Below are 16,947 nucleotides of genomic sequence, written 5' to 3' on the forward strand. Positions count from 1 at the left end.
AGCCGCCCCTGCCCTCACTGGCGTCCGGTCCGGCGTCCGCGCCAGGCTGCGACCCCGCGGCCCCGCTCGCGCCCGTCCTTCTGGCGGCGGTTGACGAGGGTGTGGGCCAGGGCGTGCACGCCGGCCAGGACCAGCGGGAGCGCCAGCACGCCGCCGTAGCCGGGCCGCACAGGGACCCCGGACGCCCGCAGCCGCCGCCACGCCCACACCGAGTACGGGAGCACGACGAGAGGCGCGGTCGCCACCCCGGGCGTGTAGCCGCGGAACAGCGCCGCCTGCGCCAGGTGCATCACCCCGTGCGCCCCGAAGCCGGCCAGTGCCGCCTGGAACACGGCGCCGCGCCCGCCCGTGCGCGCCCCCAGCGGCCGCCGCCCCCGCCACCACCCCGCCCATCAGCCCGATGGCCACGTTCACGTGCCGCTGCGAGACCTCCAGCCGCTCCCACGGCACGCCGGGGAGACGTTCCTCCAGGCGGGGCCGGGCCGCGCGGGTCCAGCGCGCCATCGTCGCCAGCTCCTCGGCGTCGTGCACGGCCCACGCGCCCAGCAGCCCCCACGCGACCGCCGCCGGCACCCGTCCGCCCGTTTTCCGGTCCTTCATCGGGTTCCTCTCGCCCTTCGCGAAACGCAACGCAACGTTGTGTTGTCATGCTACGGCCGGGCGGGCGCGAGCTGTCAAGATGGAGGGGTGCCCAGGATCGAATCCACCGCCGCGCGGCTCGCCAAGCTCGGCTTCGCCGACGGCGCCAGGGCCGCCCAGCTCGTCCGCCAGTCCCCGGTCGATCTCGACGACGTCCTCGACCAGCTCGTCGACGTCGCCGATCCCGATCTGGCGCTGGCCTCCCTGACCCGGCTCGCCGAGCGCGATCCCGCCGTGCTCGGCACCCTGCGCGCCGACGACGGGCTCAGGCGCAGGCTCCTCGCCGTGCTCGGCGTCAGCGCCGCGCTCGGCGAGCATCTCGTACGCCACCCCGCCCAGGTCGCGCTCCTGGCCGAGCCGCGACTCGGCGACCCCGGCCCCGAGCTGCTCCGCGCCGTCGGCGCCGTACCGGATGGAGACGCTCGGAAAGCGGGCGCACGGGATGGAGACGCGCGGGAAGCGGGCGCTCCGGCGGAAGACGCACCAGAGGCGGGCGAGCCGGAGAAAAGCGCATCAGGAGGCGAGCCGCGGGCTACGACGCTTCCGGCGTCCGAGGCGCTGGTGGCGTTGCGGGTGGCCTACCGGGGCAGGCTGGCCCACCTGGCCGCCCGCGACCTCACCGGCCAGGCGACACTGGCCGAGGTCACCTCCGAGCTGTCCGACCTGGCCGGCGCCGCCCTGGAGGCCGCCCTGGCCATCGCGCGGGCCGAGGTCGGGAGCGACGACGTCCGCCTCGCGGTCGTGGGCATGGGCAAGTGCGGCGCCAGGGAGCTCAACTACATCAGCGACGTCGACGTGATCTTCGTGGCCGAGCCGAAGGAGGGCGCCGACGAGGCCAAGGCGCTGCGGGCCGCCACCCGCCTGGCCCAGGCGATGATGCGGGCCTGCACCGCGACCACCCCCGAGGGCTCACTGTGGGAGGTGGACGCCGGGCTGCGCCCCGAGGGCCGCTCGGGGCCGCTGGTGCGCACGCTGGCCAGCCATCTCGCCTACTACCGGCGCTGGGCCAAGACCTGGGAGTTCCAGGCGCTGCTCAAGGCGCGGCCGGTGGCGGGCGACCTGGAGCTGGGTGAGGCGTACGTCGAGGCGGTCAACGAGATGGTGTGGGCGGCGGCCACCCGAGAGCACTTCGTCGAGGACGTGCAGGCGATGCGCCGCCGGGTCGAGGCCCACGTGCGCGCCGAGGGCGAACGCCAGCTCAAGCTGGGCCCGGGCGGGCTGCGCGACATCGAGTTCGCGGTGCAGCTGCTGCAGCTCGTGCACGGCAGGCTCGATCCGCTGCTGCGCCGCAGGGCCACGCTGCCCGCGCTGGCCGCGCTGTCGCGGGGCGGCTACGTGGGGCGCGAGGACTCCAAGGGGCTGGCGGAGGCGTACACGTTCCTGCGCCAGGTCGAGCACCTGCTCCAGCTGCACCGGCTGCGGCGCACCCACGTCGTGCCCACCGACGACGACGACCTGCGCCGGCTCGGCCGGGCGCTCGGCATGCAGGCCGACCCGGTGGGGGAGTTCACGGCCCGGTGGCGGCGGCACGCGATGGAGGCGCGGCGGCTGCACGAGAAGCTGTTCTACCGGCCACTGCTGCAGGCCGTGGCGCGGCTGCCGGAGTCGGAGGCGAGGCTGTCCACCACGGCGGCGGCGGCCCGGCTGGAGGCGCTCGGCTACGTCGACCCCACGGGCGCGCTGCGCCACATCGCCGGCCTCGCCTCGGGCGTCTCCCGGCGGGCCTCGATCCAGCGCACGCTGCTGCCCGTCATGCTCGGCTGGTTCGCCGACACGCCCGACCCGGACGCCGCGCTGCTGGGGTTCCGGCAGGTCAGCGACAAGCTCGGCACCACGCCGTGGTATCTGCGGCTGCTGCGCGACGAGACGGCCGTGGCCGCCAGGATGGCCCGCGTGCTCGGCACCAGCCGCTACGCCACCGGCCTGCTCATGCACGCGCCCGACGCGGTCGCGATCCTCGGCTCGGACGCCGACCTCGCCGTACGCACCCCGCAATCGCTGCTCGGCGAGGCGTCGGCCGCGGTCACCAGGCACGAGGGCGCGCCGGAGACCGCCGTCGCCGCGGTGCGGGCGCTGCGGCGCAGGGAGCTGTTCCGCACGGCGGTGGCCGACATCTCCGGCCTCATCGACATCGAGGCCGTCGGCTGCGCGCTCTCGCAGATCGCCGACGTGACCCTCCAGGCCGCGCTGGACGCCGCCCTGGGAGGCGCGCTCGGCCGGGCGGCCGGCGTCACCTCGTTCGCGATCGTCGCCATGGGCCGGCTCGGCGGCATGGAGTGCTCCTACGCCAGCGACGCCGACGTCATGTTCGTGCACTCGCCGCTGCCCGGCGTGGACGAGCGCGAGGCCACCGACGCCGCCTTCGCCGTGGCGAACGAGGTGCGCCGGCTGCTGTCGCTGCCCGCCCCCGACCCGCCCCTGATCATCGACCCCGACCTGCGGCCGGAGGGCCGGCAGGGGCCGCTGGTGCGCACGCTGGCCTCCTACCGCGCCTACTATGCGCGCTGGTCGGCGCCGTGGGAGGCGCAGGCGCTGCTGCGGGCCAGGTTCTCGGCCGGTGACGCGCGGCTGGGGGCGGAGTTCACCTCCATGATCGACGAGCTGCGTTACCCGCGGCACGGGCTGCCCGGCGACGCCGTCAGGGAGATCAGGCGGCTCAAGGCCCGGATGGAGGCCGAGCGCCTGCCGCGCGGCGCCGACCCCGCGCTGCACACCAAGCTCGGCCCCGGCGGGCTGTCCGACGTGGAATGGGTGGCCCAGCTGCTGCAGCTGCGCTACGCCGGCACACGGCCGTCCCTGCGCACCACCCGCACGCTGGAGGCGCTGCGCGCGGCCGTGACGGAGGAGCTGCTCGATCCGGCCGACGAGAGCGTGCTGGCCGAGGCCTGGACCTTCGCCTCCCGCGTACGTGACGCGATCATGCTGGTCAAGGGGCGGCCCGGCGACAGCGTGCCGGCCGACTCGGGGGAGCGCAGGCGCATCGCCCAGACGCTCGGCTATCCGCCCGACGGCTCCGAGGACTTCCTCGACGACTACCGCCGGGTGACGCGGCGGGCCAGGAAGGTCGTGGACAGGGTGTTCTACGGCGCCTGAACATTGCGGCGCCACGCCGCGTGGGTGTATGAATGCGCGGTGTTATCCGTATATGTGGATCTGGCCCTCGGGCTGGTGGTGGCGTTCCTGCTGCTGTCGCTGCTGGTGAGCGGGCTCAACGAGGCTTTCGTGCGGGTGCTCGCCATCCGCAGCAAGTTCCTGTGGGCCTACCTCAGGGACACCATGGACGGCGCCGACAAGAAGAGCGGGTCGTGGTTGCCGGCCAGCGCGGCCGGCGTGTTCGGCGTGCTGCCGTTCCTGCGCGACCCCCGCCCGGCGCACAGCGGCGACCCGGCGCCGGCCAAGGCCGGCGAGATGCCCGCGGCCAGGACCTCGCAGTCCATGATGAACCTGCTCTACGAGCGGGTCCGCGAGATCGACCACGCCAAGCGCGGAAAGACCAGCATCGCGGACATCCCGCCCGCGCGCTTCGCGATGGCCATCATGGAGCTGGCCGCCGCGGGGGACCGCGACATGAGAGCGTTCCTGGACGGCCTGCGGAAGATCGACAGCCCCCTGTACGGGCACCTCAACGGCGTGTGGGAGAGCGCCCAGGGCGACCTCGACCGGTTCAGGCAGGGCGTGGAGAGCTGGTTCGACGGGGAGATGCAGCGGCTGTCCCTGCTGTACAAGCGTTACGTCAAGTGGGTGGTGGCGGCGCTCGGCATCGTGGTGACGCTGCTGTTCAGCATGGACGGGCTGGAGTACGCCAAGACGCTGCTGCGCGACAACGCCTACCGCGCCTCGGTGACGGCCGTGGCGGGGCCGGAGGCGTACGACCAGTTGCAGGCGAAGTGCCAGGGCGGCGATCCGGTGCCGTGCGTCACCGAGGTGCTCAGCGAGCCCGCCCTGGTCAAGCTGATGGGCCAGGCCGTGGTCAGCGTGTCGATCCCGGCCGAGGGCGACCCGAGCGTGCACGCGAACTTCGCCGCCTGGTGGGAGCGGATCATGACGCCGAGCCACTGGCCAGGCTTCCTGCTGACGTACGTGGCGCTGCTGTTCGGGGCACCGTTCTGGTGGGACGTGTTCCGGCGCATCACGGGCATCAAGGCGAAGCGCTGAGGGTCGTGAAGCTCAGGGGGACGGGCTGATCCGGCCGCCGCCCGTGGCGGCCAGCGCGATCACGTCGGCCAGCGCGGACAGCTCGTCCGGGTCGTCGGTGAGCCGGGCGGTGGCCAGCCGCAGGTGGTGGCGGGGCGCGGGGCCGATCACGTAGCGGCTGCCGGGCGCGACCGAGATCCCGTGGGCGGCCAGCGTGACCAGGGCGGCGGGCTCGTCGCGTACCGGCACCCACAGCGCCAGCCCGTCCCGGCCGCCGGTGCGCACACCGCGCGCCGCCAGCTCGGCGGCCAGGCGGGCGCGGCGGCGCGCGTACACCTCGCGGGCGTGCGCCACCCGCTCGCGCACGCCCGCGTCGCCGAGCAGGTGGGCCAGCGTGTCCTGGAGGATCCTGCTGGTCCAGCCGGTGCCGAAGCTGCGCAGCACGCGGACCCGCTCCACCGCGTCCGCCGCCCCGCCGACGACCGCGATGCGCAGGTCGGGGCCGTGCGACTTGGAGTAGGAGCGGACCAGCACCGTACGGTCGGGGAACCGCGCGCCCAGGCTCACCATCGGCGAGACCGACAGCTCGCCGATCCCGTCGTCCTCGACGATGAGCGTCTTGGCCGGCTCCAGCAGCGCCGCCAGCTCCGCCGAGCGCTCCTCCGTCACCGCGTGACCGCACGGCGACTGGCCGCGCGGCTGGTAGACGAACGCCACCGGCCTGGCACGCAGGGCCTGCTCCAGTGCGGCCGGGAGCGGGCCGTGCTCGTCGCAGGCGACCGGGATGATCTGCGCGCCGGTCCGCTCCAGGATGTCCAGCAGTCTGGCCCCGGTGGGCTCCTCGATCGCGATCCGGTCGCCCGGCAGGGCCGTGGTCTGGCAGAGCAGCTGGACGCCCTCGTACCCGCCGCCGACGGCCAGCCAGCCGCGCGCCGGGAAGGGCCAGCCGGGCTCGACGGCGGCGCGCAGGCCGGGCGTGATCGTCTCGCGGGCGTAGTCGTTGAGGCCCTGGGCGCCGGCCGCCGCCGCCAGCGCGGCCTCCAGCGGCGGCAGCAACGCCGTGTCGGGGGAGGCGATGGTCAGGTCGATGGCCAGGCGGTCGCCCCAGTGGCCGAGGCGCTCGTACCGGATCGGGCGGGGCACGTCGGGCGGGCCGAGCACGACCGTGCCGCGCCGCCGGTCCGTGCGGATCATGCCGTGGCGGCGCAGCTCCGACCAGGCCTCGGCCACCGTACCCGAGCTGACGCCGAGCTCCCTGGCCAGGCCGCGGACCGTCGGCAGGCGGGTCTGGGCCGTCACCGTGCCCTCCCTGATCAGGTCGGTGAGCGCGGCGGCGATGCCGCGCGCGCTCGGGTCGCCGATCTGTCGCGCCAGCCAAGCGACGTCCACTTTGTCCCCCTGTAAATCTTTGTTCAGCAACAAAGATCTTCTTGTGCGGCTTGCGACCCTGAACATATGGTTTCTGGCAATTAACGGCAACTAAAGTCCGTTTGGGGGATTTTGTGGCGACGATTCGCCTTGCCTTGCGAGATTGGGACCATCTCGTGCCGGTCGTGACCGGGGCCGTCCGGCCCGAGGGGTTCGAGCTGGACATCGACTCCCGCGCCGTCACGCCGGACGTGCTCCAGGAGCCCGGTCTCGACGGGGGCGAGACGTCCTTCAGCCGGTACGTGCTCGGCCGCGCCTCGGGCGACGACCGGCTCGTGGGGCTGCCCGTCTTCGTGATGCGCGGCTTCCGGCACCGGTGCGTCCTGGTCCGGAGCGACAGCGAGCTGACCTCGCTGGAGGAGCTCAAGGGCGCCAGGATCGGGCTCACCGGCTGGCCCGACTCGGGCAACACCTGGACCCGGGCGCTGCTGCGCGAGGCGGGCGTCGACCTGGCCGGCATCACGTGGACGGTCGGCCCCCTGGTGGCGGGCGAGACCGGCAAGGACAGGACGGGGCCGGTGCCGTTCCCCGACAACGTCTCCCTGACCGGCGACGGCCTGGCCGAAGGGCTCGCGGACGGCCGCTACGACGCGATCATGACGCCGTTCATGCCGGAGGAGTTCTTCACCCCCGGCAGCCGCTTCCGCCCCCTGCTGCCCGACCACCGCGCCGCCGAGCGGGCCTACTACGAGCGGACCGGCTTCGTGCCCGGCATCCACCTGGTGACGCTCAAGGGGGAGAGCGTCGAGCGCCACCCGTGGCTGCCGCAGGCCGTGACGGAGCTGTTCGAGCGCTCCAAGCGGCACTGGGTGCTGCGCCGGCGCCTGCTCGCCGACACCACGCCGTGGCTGCTCGCCGAGCTCGCCGACACCGCCGAGACTTTCGGCCGGGACTGGATGCCGTACGGCGCCGCCCAGAACGCCCCCATGGTCGCCGCCTTCTGCGCGGAACTGCACGCCCAGGGGATCTCCCACCGCCTGATCGGAGCCGAGGAGGCCTTCGCCGCATGAAGTCCCAGCTGAGGATCGCCGTAGGACAGTTCGCCTCCGCGGAGGACTGGAGCGGCAACCTCAAGACCTGCCACGAGCTCATCGACGCGGCCGCGGCCGGCGGGGCCGACCTGCTGGTCCTGCCGGAAGGCTCGCTCTCCCTCTTCGTGGACGAGCCCGCCCGCATCCGCGAGGCCGCCCAGCCGCTGGACGGGCCGTTCGTCAGGGGCCTGGTCGAGCGCACGCGCGGCTCCTCGACCACCGTGATCGCCGGCGTGCACGTGCCGGAGGCGGACGGCCGGGTGGCGAACGTCCTCGTCGCCGCCAGGGACGGCGAGGTCGTCGCCACGTACGTGAAGCTGCACCTGTACGACGCCTTCGGCCGCCGCGAGTCCGACAACGTCGTCCCCGGCACGAACGCGCCCGTCGTCATCGACTGCGCCGGCTGGAAGGTCGGCCTGATGACCTGCTACGACGTACGTTTCCCCGAGATGGCCAGGCTCCTGGCCGACCAGGGCGCCCAGGTGCTCGCGCTGCCTTCCGCGTGGGTGCGCGGCCCCGCCAAGGAATGGCACTGGGAGGTCATGGTCACCGCCCGCGCCCTGGAGAACACCTGCTACGTGGCCGCCTCGGGCGAGTGCGGCCGGCGCAACATCGGCGCCAGCATGGTCGTCGACCCGCTCGGCATCACCCGCGCCCGCCTGGGCGACGCGCCGGGGCTGCTCTGGGCCGACGCCGACGCGGACGAGCTCGCGAGCGCCCGCCGCACCCTGCCCGTCCTCGACAACCGGCGCTTCGCCGTGGACCCGCGATTGGAGCGACATGCCTGATCACGACCTGCTTCAGCACGCCCCGCGCGGAAGGGCGATCTCGACGAGAGCCCTGGCCGTCGCCCTGTCCGCCGCTGTGCTCGCGCTGGCCGGATGCGGCGCCAACCCGGAGGAGGCCGAGGGGGTGCTGAACTCCCAGGAGCCGGCCAGCCCCGGCGCCGCCGCCCAGAGCAAGGACCAGAGCCTGCACGACCGGTTGCCCGCCAAGGTCAAGCAGGCCGGCAAGCTGATCTCGGTCAACAACGGCTCGTTCCCGCCGTACGAGATCGCCGGGGCCGACGGCAGGTCGCTGACCGGCGCCGCCGCCGACATGTCCGAGGCGCTCGGCCAGGTGCTCGGCGTCAAGATCGAGCACGTCACCGTGGATGGCCTGCCCAGCTCGCTCACCGGCATCGCCTCCGGCCGCTACGACTTCGCCATCGGCCCCGTGGGCGACTTCAAGGACCGGCAGAAGCCCAACGACTTCGTCGACTGGGTCAAGGAGTACGTCGTCTTCGCCGTGCCCGCCGGCAATCCGGACAAGATCGGCTCGGTCGCGGACACGTGCGGGCTGAAGATCTCGGTCATGGCCGGCGGCTCCGCCGAGAGCGTGATCAAGAACCAGTCCGCCACGTGCGAGAAGGCAGGCAAGCCGAAGATCACCGTGCAGTCGTACAAGGACCAGCCGACCTCGGTGCTGGCGGTCAGCTCGGGCCGGGCCGACGCGTTCTTCTCCTCCCAGGCGCCGCTCACGTATTTCGTCGAGCAGGCCGGCGGCAAGCTGGAGCTGGCCGGCAAGGGGCAGGCCAACGGGTTCGACGACCTCTACCAGGGGGCCGTGGTGGCCAAGGACTCGCCGCTGCGCGACGTGCTCAAGGACGGCTTCCAGAAGCTCATCGAGAACGGCACGTACGAAAAGATCATGTCCAAGTGGGGCACCTCCGACAACAAGCTGGACCAGGCCGGCGTGAACCTGGCCGGGTCATGACCGGCGCCCACCGTCCGGCCGAGGCGGGCAGGACGGCCGGCACCGAGACGACCGGCACCGACGAGACGACCGGCACCGAGACGACCGGCACCGACGAGATGACCGGCACCGGCCGCGCGACCGGCGCCGGCGGGCTGCCCGAGATCGACGTGGCGGGCGCCGCGCGCACCCGGCACCCGCTGCGCTGGGTCGCCTCGATCGTGCTGCTCGTGCTGGCCGCGCAGCTCGTCAGCCTGCTGGTCACCAACCCCAACTTCCAGTGGGACGTGGTCGGCCGCTACGTCAACGCGCAGCTCATCGGCCAGGGCATCGCCACCACGCTGCTGCTCACCGTGATCGCCATGGCGGTGGGGGTCGTGCTGGGGGTGCTGCTGGCCGTCGGCCGGCTGTCGGAGAACCCGGTGGCGCGCGGCGCCTGCGGGCTCTACGTCTGGTTCTTCCGGGGCACGCCGGTGCTGGTGCAGCTCGTGCTCTGGTACAACCTGTCGTACCTGCTGCCGGAGATCTCCTTCGGTGTCCCGTTCGGCCCCGAGTTCGTCACCGCCGACACCAACGCGCTCATCACCCCGCTGCTCGCGGCCATCCTCGGCCTCGGGCTCAACGAGGGCGCGTACATGGCGGAGATCATCCGCGGCGGCCTGATGTCGGTGGACCCGGGCCAGAGCGAGGCCGCGGCGGCGCTCGGCATGAGCGACGCGCGCACCTTCCGCAGGATCGTGCTGCCGCAGGCGATGCGCTTCATCATCCCGCCGACCGGCAGCCAGGTCATCAGCATGCTGAAGGCCACGTCGCTGGTCAGCGTCATCGCGCTGGCCGACCTGCTCTACACCGTGCAGTCCATCTACAACCGCACCTTCCAGACCATCCCGCTGCTCATCGTGGCGTGCGTCTGGTACCTGGTGATCACCTCGATCCTGTACGTCGGCCAGTCGTTCATCGAGCGCCACTACGCCCGCGGCGCGACCAGGAACGCCCCGCAGGGCTTCTGGGCGTTCGCGGCCCTGCGCCGGCGCCGTTCCACGGAGGTGACCTCGTGAGCAGCGTCCCCATGGTGCACGCCCGCGCCGTGCGCAAGCACTTCGGCCACCTGGAGGTGCTCAAGGGCATCGACCTGGACGTCGGGGCCGGGGAGGTCGTGGTCGTCCTCGGTCCTTCCGGGTCGGGCAAGTCGACGTTCCTGCGCTGTGTGAACCACCTGGAGACCATCGACGGCGGAGCCATCCACGTGGACGGCGAGCTGATCGGGTTCCAGGCGTCCGGCGGCAAGGTCAGGCACCTGCGCAAGAAGGAGATCACCCGGCAGCGCGGGGAGATCGGCATGGTCTTCCAGCAGTTCAACCTGTTCCCGCACATGACCGTGCTGCAGAACGTCATCGAGGCGCCCGTCGGCGTGCGGGGCGAGCCGCGCGAGCAGGTGCGCGAGCGCGCGCACGCCCTGCTGCGCCGCGTGGGCCTGGCGGACAAGGCGGGCAGCTATCCGCGCCGGCTGTCCGGCGGGCAGCAGCAGCGGGTGGCCATCGCCAGGGCGCTGGCGATGCGGCCCAAGCTCATGCTCTTCGACGAGCCCACCAGCGCGCTGGACCCCGAGCTCGTCGGCGAGGTGCTGGCCACCATGAAGGGCCTGGCCGAGGACGGGCTGACCATGATCGTGGTGACTCACGAGATCGGGTTCGCGCGGGAGGTGGCAGACCGGGTCGTCTTCATGGACGAGGGCGTGGTGGTCGAGTCGGGGACGCCGGCCGACGTGCTGGACAACCCGAGCAGCCCGCGGACGAAGGCGTTCCTGAGCCGCGTCCTGTAGCGACGGGCGCGTTCCTGAGCCGCGTGCTCCAGCGGCGAAGGCGGTCCTCAGCCGCGTACTGTAGCTCGGATGGACACAGAGCGGCTCATCATGCGCAGGTGGCGCGAAGAGGACAGAGAGCCCTTCGCGGCCATGAACGCCGACCCCGAGGTCATGGAACACTTCCCCGCGCCGCTCAGCAGGCAGGAGAGCGACGTCCTGGTGGACAAGATCGAGGCCCAGTTCGACCGGCTGGGCTACTCGCTGTGGGCGCTGGAGGTGCGGGCGAGCGGGCAGTTCATCGGCTTCGCCGGGCTGGCCCTGCAGACGTTCGACGCGCCGTTCCTGCCCGCCGTGGAGATCGGCTGGCGGCTGGCGCGGCCCGCGTGGGGGCAGGGGTACGCGACCGAGGCGGCCAGGCGGGCCGTCACGTACGCGTTCGACGAGGCCGGCCTCGACGCGATCATCTCCATGACGGCCGCGAGCAACCTGCGCTCCCAGGCTGTGATGCGGCGCCTGGGCCTGACCAGGGACCCGGCCGAGGACTTCGCCCACCCCCTGCTCCCGGCGGGCCACCCGCTGTCCCCGCACGTGCTGTACCGCCTGCGCCGCCCGTAGCCGCGCGCCGTCCACGCGGTCCGGCGGAGGAACGCGCCGGACGTCAAGGCCGGGTAGCCCGCCGATCGGCGGGCTACCCGACGGACGTCAAGTCCGGGCGGTCCGCCGATCGTCGCGGTCGATCGGCGGGCTACCCGACGGACGTCAAGTCCGGGCGGTCCGCCGATCGTCGCGGTCGATCGGCGGGCTACCCGACGGACGTCAAGTCCGGGCACCCCGCCCATCGTCACGGTCGATCGGCGGGCTCCAGCACCACGACGGGAACCTGCCGGCCGGAGGCCGCCTCGAACTCGGCGAACCTCGGGACGAGCGCGACCTCCTTGGCCCAGAGCCGCTCCCGCTCCACACCCTCCGCGAGCCGGGCCGTCACCTCGACCCGCTCCGCGCCCACCTCGGCCGTGGTCCGCGGATTCGCCATGAGGTTGTGGTACCAGACCGGATGTCTCGGGCTGCCGCCGTTGGTGCCGAAGACCGCCCAGCCGTCGCCGACGGGCTGAAAGAACAGCGGACTGATCCGCTCACGCCCCGTCTTGGCCCCGATGTGGTGCACCAGGATGAGCGGCAGCCCCCGCTCCTCGAACCCGGGCAGCCGCGGCGGCACAGGCCGCCCCGCGGCGAACTCCTCCTCGCTGCTCCACCGCACGTACCCGGCGTTCGCCCGGAACTCCGCGATGATCCGCTCGTTCCACCCACCAGCTGCAGGACCTTCGGCCTCGGTCATGGCGTCCCTTTCTTTATCCGGAGCACTTGCTCCTGTTAAAAGTAACACAGAGCGGAGCACGTGCTCCGGATAAGCGGCTATGCTCGACCTCATGGCAGAGGCCGAACCCTTGAACCCCGCCCGCCGCCGCGCGCCGCGCGCCGACGCGGTCCGCAACCGGGAGGCGATCGTCGAGGCCGCCGCCGAAGTCCTGGCCGAACAGGGCGCCGCGGTGGACGTACGCGAGATCGCCCGGCGCAGCGGGGTGGGCATGGGCACCCTCTACCGCCACTTCCCGAAGAAGGAAGACCTCGTCCGCACGGTCCTGCGCAGAGACTTCTCGCAGTGGGCGGAATCAGCGCGCTTGGCGGCCGTCGACGCCGAGGACCCCTGGGCGGCCCTGGCCGACTTCTACCAGCAGGCCCTGACCGGCTACGCCCGCCACCGCGCGATCGTGGAGAACTTGGCCCTGACCTGGGCCGAACCCGACCTGGAGGGCATCCAGCAACTCCGCCGCGTCATCGAGCGGTTGTGCGCCCGCGCCACCGCCGCCGGCCTGCTCCGCCCCGGCGTCACCACCGACGACCTGCTGCTCCTGCTGATCTCCCTGGGCCACGCCGTCCAGCTCACCGACGAGTGCCGCCCGCACCTGTGGACGAGACTCCTCCACATCTCCCTCGACGGCCTCCGCCCCGGCCACCGCGCCCCCCTTCCGGCCGACCCGGACCAGCCCCGCTAGCCGCGAGCCGTAGGCCAGGGCGGTCAGCAGAGCAGGCGGCGGGCGGATTCGACGGTGCCCATGGGGGTTCTGGCGATGGTGTAGTAGTTGCCGCGGCCCGACCGGCTGCAGTACGCGTACGCCGTGACCGGGCTGGTTCCCCTCGGGCAGCAGCCGACCCGCTTGTCGAGCCCGCCCGAGACGTCGATCCAGACCTCGACCGTGATGGTCTGGCTGCCGCACGACCCGATACCCGTGATCACGTCGCCGTTCCGTCCCGGCGCGTAAGCGTGCGGCTCGTAGCCGTTGCAGTGGCCGGCCGCCTGCGCGGCGGGCGCCGCCCGGGCGGCCGGGGCCGCGGACGCGGCCGGCGAGCCCGCGATGAGCCCGGCCAGGACGGTGAGCGCGGTGACGAGGGTTGCCAGTGCTCGCTTGAGAGGCATGGAACACTCCATTACTCGATGTGGTCCGGATGGACACAAGGAGTATCGAATCCCCGCGGGGTACCGGACCAGGGCGACGTCAGGACATCCGCCGGACATTCGCCCACCGGAACCCGCGCTCAGGCGGCGCTGAGGGCGTACAAAACCTCGCGCAGGGACGGCTCCCGCTCGCGCAGCCAGATCAGCCGCAACGCCAGCGGGGGCGCGGCGAAGTCGAGCTCCACCAGCGCGCCCGACTCCACATCCGTCCCCAGGGCGAAGTCCGGCAGCAGCGCCGCCCCGAGCCCCTGCCTGGACCACTCGCGGGCGGTGGCGATGCTGGTCAGCTCCCTGCGGGTCACCCCCGTGCCGAACAACTGGTCGGCCGCCAGCCGGATCGAGCACCCCGGCGGGCTCACCAGCAGCGGCTCCCGGTCGCCTGCCGGCGCCGCGACCAGCGACAGCCGGACCTCGCCCACGTCCAGGTGGTCCATCCCGGCGGGCCGGGCGAACCCCAGCCCGCCGACCCGGTCGCCCAGGTCCAGCAGCAGGGCCGCGTCCAGCCGGCCGCCCGCCACCGCGTCGAGCAGCGGCTGCCTGGTGAGCGACTCGACGCTCACGTCCAGATCGGGGCGGCGCCGCGACAGGCGGCGGATCACGGCCGGGAGCTTGGCCGCGGCCAGCATCTCCAGGGCTCCGATCCGCACGCGGGGGCGGGCGCCCGTCACGGCCCTGCGTACCTCGTCGGCGTGGTCGAGCAGGCCCTGGGCCCGCGCCAGCAGCGTGCTGCCCGCCTCGGTCAGCCGCATGCCTCGCGGCGTGCGCTCGAAGAGCGTGACGCCGAGGCCGGCCTCCAGCCTGCGCACCTGCTCCGACACCGACGCCGGCGCCCGGCCCAGGCTGTCGGCGGCCGCCGTGACGGTCCCCGACCCGGCAACCGCTACAAAGCTCCTCAACTGCCGCAAATCCACGGCCTTCAGCATACGGCTTTCCCGAACGCCCCCGCAGGGTGTGCCTGTTGAGCCGCCGCACCACGTTTCAGCAGGCTGAGCGGCATGTTCGGTTTCTCCCTCGCCTACTTCCTGGTGATCCTCGACACCACCGCCCTGACGATCGCGCTGCCCGACCTGCGCGCCTCGCTCGGCGGCTCGCTGGCCGGCCAGCAGTGGGCGGTGAACGCCTACACCGTCGCCTTCGCCGCCTGCCTGCTCGCCGGGGGCGCGGTCGCCGACCGGTACGGCGCGGCGCGGATCTTCAAGCTCGGCGTGACCGCCTTCGGGGTGATCTCCCTGCTCAGCGCCGCCGCGCCCGGCCTGGTCCCGCTGATCGGCCTGCGTGCGCTGCTCGGAGTGGCGGCCGCGCTCTGTACCGGTGGCTCGCTCGGCCTGCTCGCCGAGATGTTCCCCGAGCCCGCCGCCCGGGCCCGCGCCACCGGCCTGTGGGCCGCCATCACCGGCACCGCACTCGCCGCCGGGCCGCTGCTCGGCGGGATCCTCGTCGACCTGTACGGCTGGCGCGCCGTCTTCCTGCTCAACCCGCCCATCGCGCTGATCAGCCTGCTCGCCATGCGCGGGGCCGCCTCGCCGCGCGGCCACCGGCTGATCGACTGGCGGGTCCAGGTCCTCGCCTGCGCCTTCCTGGGCCTGGTCGCCGAGGCCCTCATCGACGCCGCGCCCGTGGCCGGCCTGGCAGCCGCCGCCGTCCTCGCCGTCCTGGTGCTCGCGGAGCGGCGCAGCCACGCCCCCGCTCTGCCCGGCGGCCTGCTCGCCGCCACCTGGCCCCAACTGCTGGCGGGCACGGTGGCGAACTTCGCCTTCTCCGGCGCCCTGTTCGTGCTGACGCTGCTGCTGCAGGAGACCCGCCACCTGAGCCCCATGGCCGCCGGGCTGGCGTTCCTGCCGCTCACGCTGCCCATGACGGTCAACCCGCTGCTCACCGGCCGGCTGGTGGCCCGCTACGGTCCCCGCCCGCCCATTCTCGCCGGCCTCGCCCTCATCGCCGCCGGCCTGACCGGCGCGGCGCTCACCGGCCCACCGGCGCCGTGGCTCGTCGTCATGGGCTTCGGCCTGTCGTTCGTCCTGCCTGCCCTGATGGCCGGAATCATCGGCAGCGCGCCGCCCGGCACGGCCGGCACCGCGGGCGGCGTGCTGAACGCCTTCCGCCAGGTCGGCGCCACCCTGGGGGTGGCGGTCATGGGCGTCGCCGGACGTCCCCTGCTGCTCGCGGCCGTCCTGACGGCACTGACCTGTGCCGCGTACGCCCTGTCCACCCGCCGCTCCCGCACGCCCGCGGCCACCTGACCCCACCAGGCGGCCGATCGCCCCCGCCGGGGGACCGTCTCATCGAGCCCGCTTCAGCCACTCCCAGCCCGCGAGGACGACCGGCTCGCCAGCCGCAGCGAGCCTGGCCCGAAGCCCGGACGCCTCGGCTCGGGCCGCGGCGACGACGGCCTGCGGCACCTGGCAATCCCTCACGGTCCGCTCGAACTCCTCCTCATCGACCAGCAGGACGGTGCCGTCAGCGAACCGTGCCAGGTCCAGTTCGAGGTCCGTGTAACTCCACCCCGACACGCCCAGGGCCGGCGGCGTGCAGATGTCGACGCCGATCCAGTGGTCGTCACTCCACCACCACGCCGCCCACCAGCCGGTACGGGGAAGCAACTGCACACCGTCGCAGGGAAGCACCACCGCCGCGCCGTCGGCCTTGCGATGAACCTCACCCGCTCGGCTGAACAACCACGTGCCGAACTCGTCGGCGCCCAGCACCAGAGCGTCCCACTCCGCCGCCGCCCTGGGCGCGTCCATGCCCGGCAGCGGCCACTTGCCCTTTCGCACGCCGACTCGCATTCCGGTCCCGTCCTCCTCGCAGGTGAGGATACGTCGGCTGAACGCGTAGAGCCGGTCATGGTCGCTTTTTCCACATCTCTTCTCTGACGTATCCGAGGAAGAACAGGATGGCTGCAGACCCGAATGCGAGCTCGACGACAAAGCTCGTCGATGAGGTCAGCTGGACATCTTGAATCAGCCTCAGCCCCACTACCGCCCCGAGCGCCACGCCGCTGAACGACAAATAGGCCGCGCCGAGCACATGAGCTGCGAATACGCCCGAGTGTTTCCGGTAGAAGTCGCTTTCGCGAGTGAAGGCGGTGCTGGTGGGTGGCAACTCCAGCAGACTTCTCAGCTCCGACTCCAGTTCTCCCAGATACGCGTAGAGGGCTTTGAGGTATCTGGTTCGCTGGTAGACAAGGAACACCAGCATGGCTATGACGCCCAGGAACACTCCATTGACCAGGGCGATGGGAAGGCTGTCCTGGAGTGCGGCCATCTGGTCGCCTTCGCCTTGGACGCCTAACGCGTTCGCTATGCCGATGACCAGAAGACTGCCCGCCTCCGATCGAGTGCTCGTCAGTGCCGTGAAGCCGAGCATGCCGAGCATCGCCACGAACAGCCTGTTTCTTTCCCGCCAGTACTTGTAGGCGAGTTCGAAGGTGTACTGGTAGTGCTCTGCGATCAGTGTCGCGCTCGTGTCGTTTCCGATGTCCTGGTGATGAAGTCTGATCGTAGGCACATTCAGTCCTCTCAGAGCTCGTGACCCTTGAAGGATGACCTCGTAACCGTTCGAGCACGCGAAGGCCGTGGCACGAACGTCCCCTATGATCCTTCCCGCCACAGGGCGGGTTGTCCCGGATCGACCGCATGAGAAAGGCCATCGACCGTGTCCTC

At 72.5% G+C, this 16,947-nt stretch carries 17 protein-coding genes and 1 pseudogene; 10 read left to right on the forward strand and 8 right to left on the reverse strand.

The window, feature by feature from the left end:
• Positions 1-14: 14 nt before the first annotated feature.
• Both B0I32_RS58935 and B0I32_RS61715 read right to left on the reverse strand, forming a co-directional pair.
• Complete coding sequence (locus B0I32_RS58935; protein ID WP_219911957.1) at positions 15-332, reverse strand: HXXEE domain-containing protein; 318 nt, start codon at positions 330-332, stop codon at positions 15-17.
• A 91-nt stretch (positions 333-423) separates the two neighbouring features.
• Positions 424-600, reverse strand: a pseudogene (locus B0I32_RS61715) (HXXEE domain-containing protein); the annotation flags it as partial.
• A gap of 87 nt (positions 601-687) precedes the next feature.
• Here B0I32_RS61715 and B0I32_RS22510 point away from each other — a divergent pair.
• Entirely contained in the window at positions 688-3,732 is a 3,045-nt protein-coding gene (locus B0I32_RS22510; RefSeq protein ID WP_106242568.1) for a bifunctional [glutamine synthetase] adenylyltransferase/[glutamine synthetase]-adenylyl-L-tyrosine phosphorylase, read from the forward strand.
• A gap of 54 nt (positions 3,733-3,786) precedes the next feature.
• Positions 3,787-4,794 (forward strand): hypothetical protein, encoded by a 1,008-nt coding sequence (locus B0I32_RS22515; RefSeq protein WP_245955959.1) that lies wholly within the window; start codon positions 3,787-3,789, stop codon positions 4,792-4,794.
• A gap of 12 nt (positions 4,795-4,806) precedes the next feature.
• Here B0I32_RS22515 and B0I32_RS22520 read toward each other — a convergent pair whose 3' ends face one another.
• On the reverse strand, positions 4,807-6,162 hold the full coding sequence (locus tag B0I32_RS22520) for an aminotransferase-like domain-containing protein (protein WP_219911958.1): 1,356 nt from the start codon (positions 6,160-6,162) through the stop codon (positions 4,807-4,809).
• Positions 6,163-6,317: 155 nt separating this feature from the next.
• Here B0I32_RS22520 and B0I32_RS22525 point away from each other — a divergent pair, with 155 nt between their 5' ends.
• The 6 genes from B0I32_RS22525 to B0I32_RS22550 all read left to right on the forward strand — a co-directional run bounded on the left by B0I32_RS22525 (position 6,318) and on the right by B0I32_RS22550 (position 11,385).
• On the forward strand, positions 6,318-7,211 hold the full coding sequence (locus B0I32_RS22525) for a substrate-binding domain-containing protein (RefSeq protein WP_219911959.1): 894 nt from the start codon (positions 6,318-6,320) through the stop codon (positions 7,209-7,211).
• The gene (locus B0I32_RS22530) at positions 7,208-8,020 is read left to right on the forward strand and encodes a deaminated glutathione amidase (RefSeq protein WP_219911960.1); all 813 of its coding nucleotides are present in this window, start codon (positions 7,208-7,210) and stop codon (positions 8,018-8,020) included. Before B0I32_RS22525 ends, B0I32_RS22530 begins: the two co-directional genes overlap by 4 nt.
• Positions 8,013-8,987 carry an ABC transporter substrate-binding protein gene (locus B0I32_RS22535; protein WP_106242577.1) on the forward strand — a complete coding sequence of 325 codons (975 nt, stop codon included), beginning with the start codon at positions 8,013-8,015 and terminating at the stop codon, positions 8,985-8,987. Before B0I32_RS22530 ends, B0I32_RS22535 begins: the two co-directional genes overlap by 8 nt.
• Positions 8,984-10,024: an amino acid ABC transporter permease gene (locus B0I32_RS22540; RefSeq protein ID WP_245955960.1), complete on the forward strand. Its 1,041-nt coding sequence runs from the start codon at positions 8,984-8,986 to the stop codon at positions 10,022-10,024. Before B0I32_RS22535 ends, B0I32_RS22540 begins: the two co-directional genes overlap by 4 nt.
• An 11-nt stretch (positions 10,025-10,035) precedes the next feature.
• Positions 10,036-10,788 carry an amino acid ABC transporter ATP-binding protein gene (locus tag B0I32_RS22545; protein ID WP_106242580.1) on the forward strand — a complete coding sequence of 251 codons (753 nt, stop codon included), beginning with the start codon at positions 10,036-10,038 and terminating at the stop codon, positions 10,786-10,788.
• A 69-nt stretch (positions 10,789-10,857) separates the two neighbouring features.
• Positions 10,858-11,385: a GNAT family N-acetyltransferase gene (locus B0I32_RS22550; protein ID WP_106242582.1), complete on the forward strand. Its 528-nt coding sequence runs from the start codon at positions 10,858-10,860 to the stop codon at positions 11,383-11,385.
• A 226-nt stretch (positions 11,386-11,611) separates the two neighbouring features.
• On the opposite strand, the gene B0I32_RS22555 is transcribed toward B0I32_RS22550, so the two are convergent.
• On the reverse strand, positions 11,612-12,106 hold the full coding sequence (locus tag B0I32_RS22555) for a nitroreductase/quinone reductase family protein (RefSeq protein ID WP_106242585.1): 495 nt from the start codon (positions 12,104-12,106) through the stop codon (positions 11,612-11,614).
• 91 nt (positions 12,107-12,197) lie between these two features.
• Between B0I32_RS22555 and B0I32_RS22560 the strand changes: the two genes are divergently transcribed.
• Positions 12,198-12,824, forward strand: coding sequence for a TetR/AcrR family transcriptional regulator (locus B0I32_RS22560; protein ID WP_106242812.1), 627 nt, complete (start codon positions 12,198-12,200; stop codon positions 12,822-12,824).
• A 23-nt stretch (positions 12,825-12,847) separates the two neighbouring features.
• Here the strand turns inward: B0I32_RS22560 and B0I32_RS22565 are convergent, their stop codons facing one another.
• Both B0I32_RS22565 and B0I32_RS22570 read right to left on the reverse strand, forming a co-directional pair.
• The gene (locus B0I32_RS22565; RefSeq protein ID WP_106242587.1) at positions 12,848-13,246 is read right to left on the reverse strand and encodes a hypothetical protein; all 399 of its coding nucleotides are present in this window, start codon (positions 13,244-13,246) and stop codon (positions 12,848-12,850) included.
• 119 nt (positions 13,247-13,365) lie between these two features.
• A complete protein-coding gene (locus B0I32_RS22570; RefSeq protein ID WP_106242814.1) occupies positions 13,366-14,196 on the reverse strand; it encodes a LysR family transcriptional regulator in 831 nt (276 codons plus the stop codon).
• A gap of 84 nt (positions 14,197-14,280) precedes the next feature.
• Between B0I32_RS22570 and B0I32_RS22575 the strand changes: the two genes are divergently transcribed.
• Positions 14,281-15,525 carry an MFS transporter gene (locus tag B0I32_RS22575; RefSeq protein WP_106242589.1) on the forward strand — a complete coding sequence of 415 codons (1,245 nt, stop codon included), beginning with the start codon at positions 14,281-14,283 and terminating at the stop codon, positions 15,523-15,525.
• Between the two features lie 39 nt (positions 15,526-15,564).
• Here the strand turns inward: B0I32_RS22575 and B0I32_RS22580 are convergent, their stop codons facing one another.
• Positions 15,565-16,071: a ribonuclease FAU-1 family protein gene (locus tag B0I32_RS22580; RefSeq protein ID WP_106242591.1), complete on the reverse strand. Its 507-nt coding sequence runs from the start codon at positions 16,069-16,071 to the stop codon at positions 15,565-15,567.
• A gap of 55 nt (positions 16,072-16,126) precedes the next feature.
• The gene (locus B0I32_RS22585) at positions 16,127-16,792 is read right to left on the reverse strand and encodes a hypothetical protein (RefSeq protein WP_106242593.1); all 666 of its coding nucleotides are present in this window, start codon (positions 16,790-16,792) and stop codon (positions 16,127-16,129) included.
• Positions 16,793-16,947: the final 155 nt, after the last annotated feature.

It is taken from the genome of Nonomuraea fuscirosea (assembly GCF_003001935.1).
GTDB classification, from domain to species: Bacteria; Actinomycetota; Actinomycetes; order Streptosporangiales; family Streptosporangiaceae; genus Nonomuraea; species Nonomuraea fuscirosea.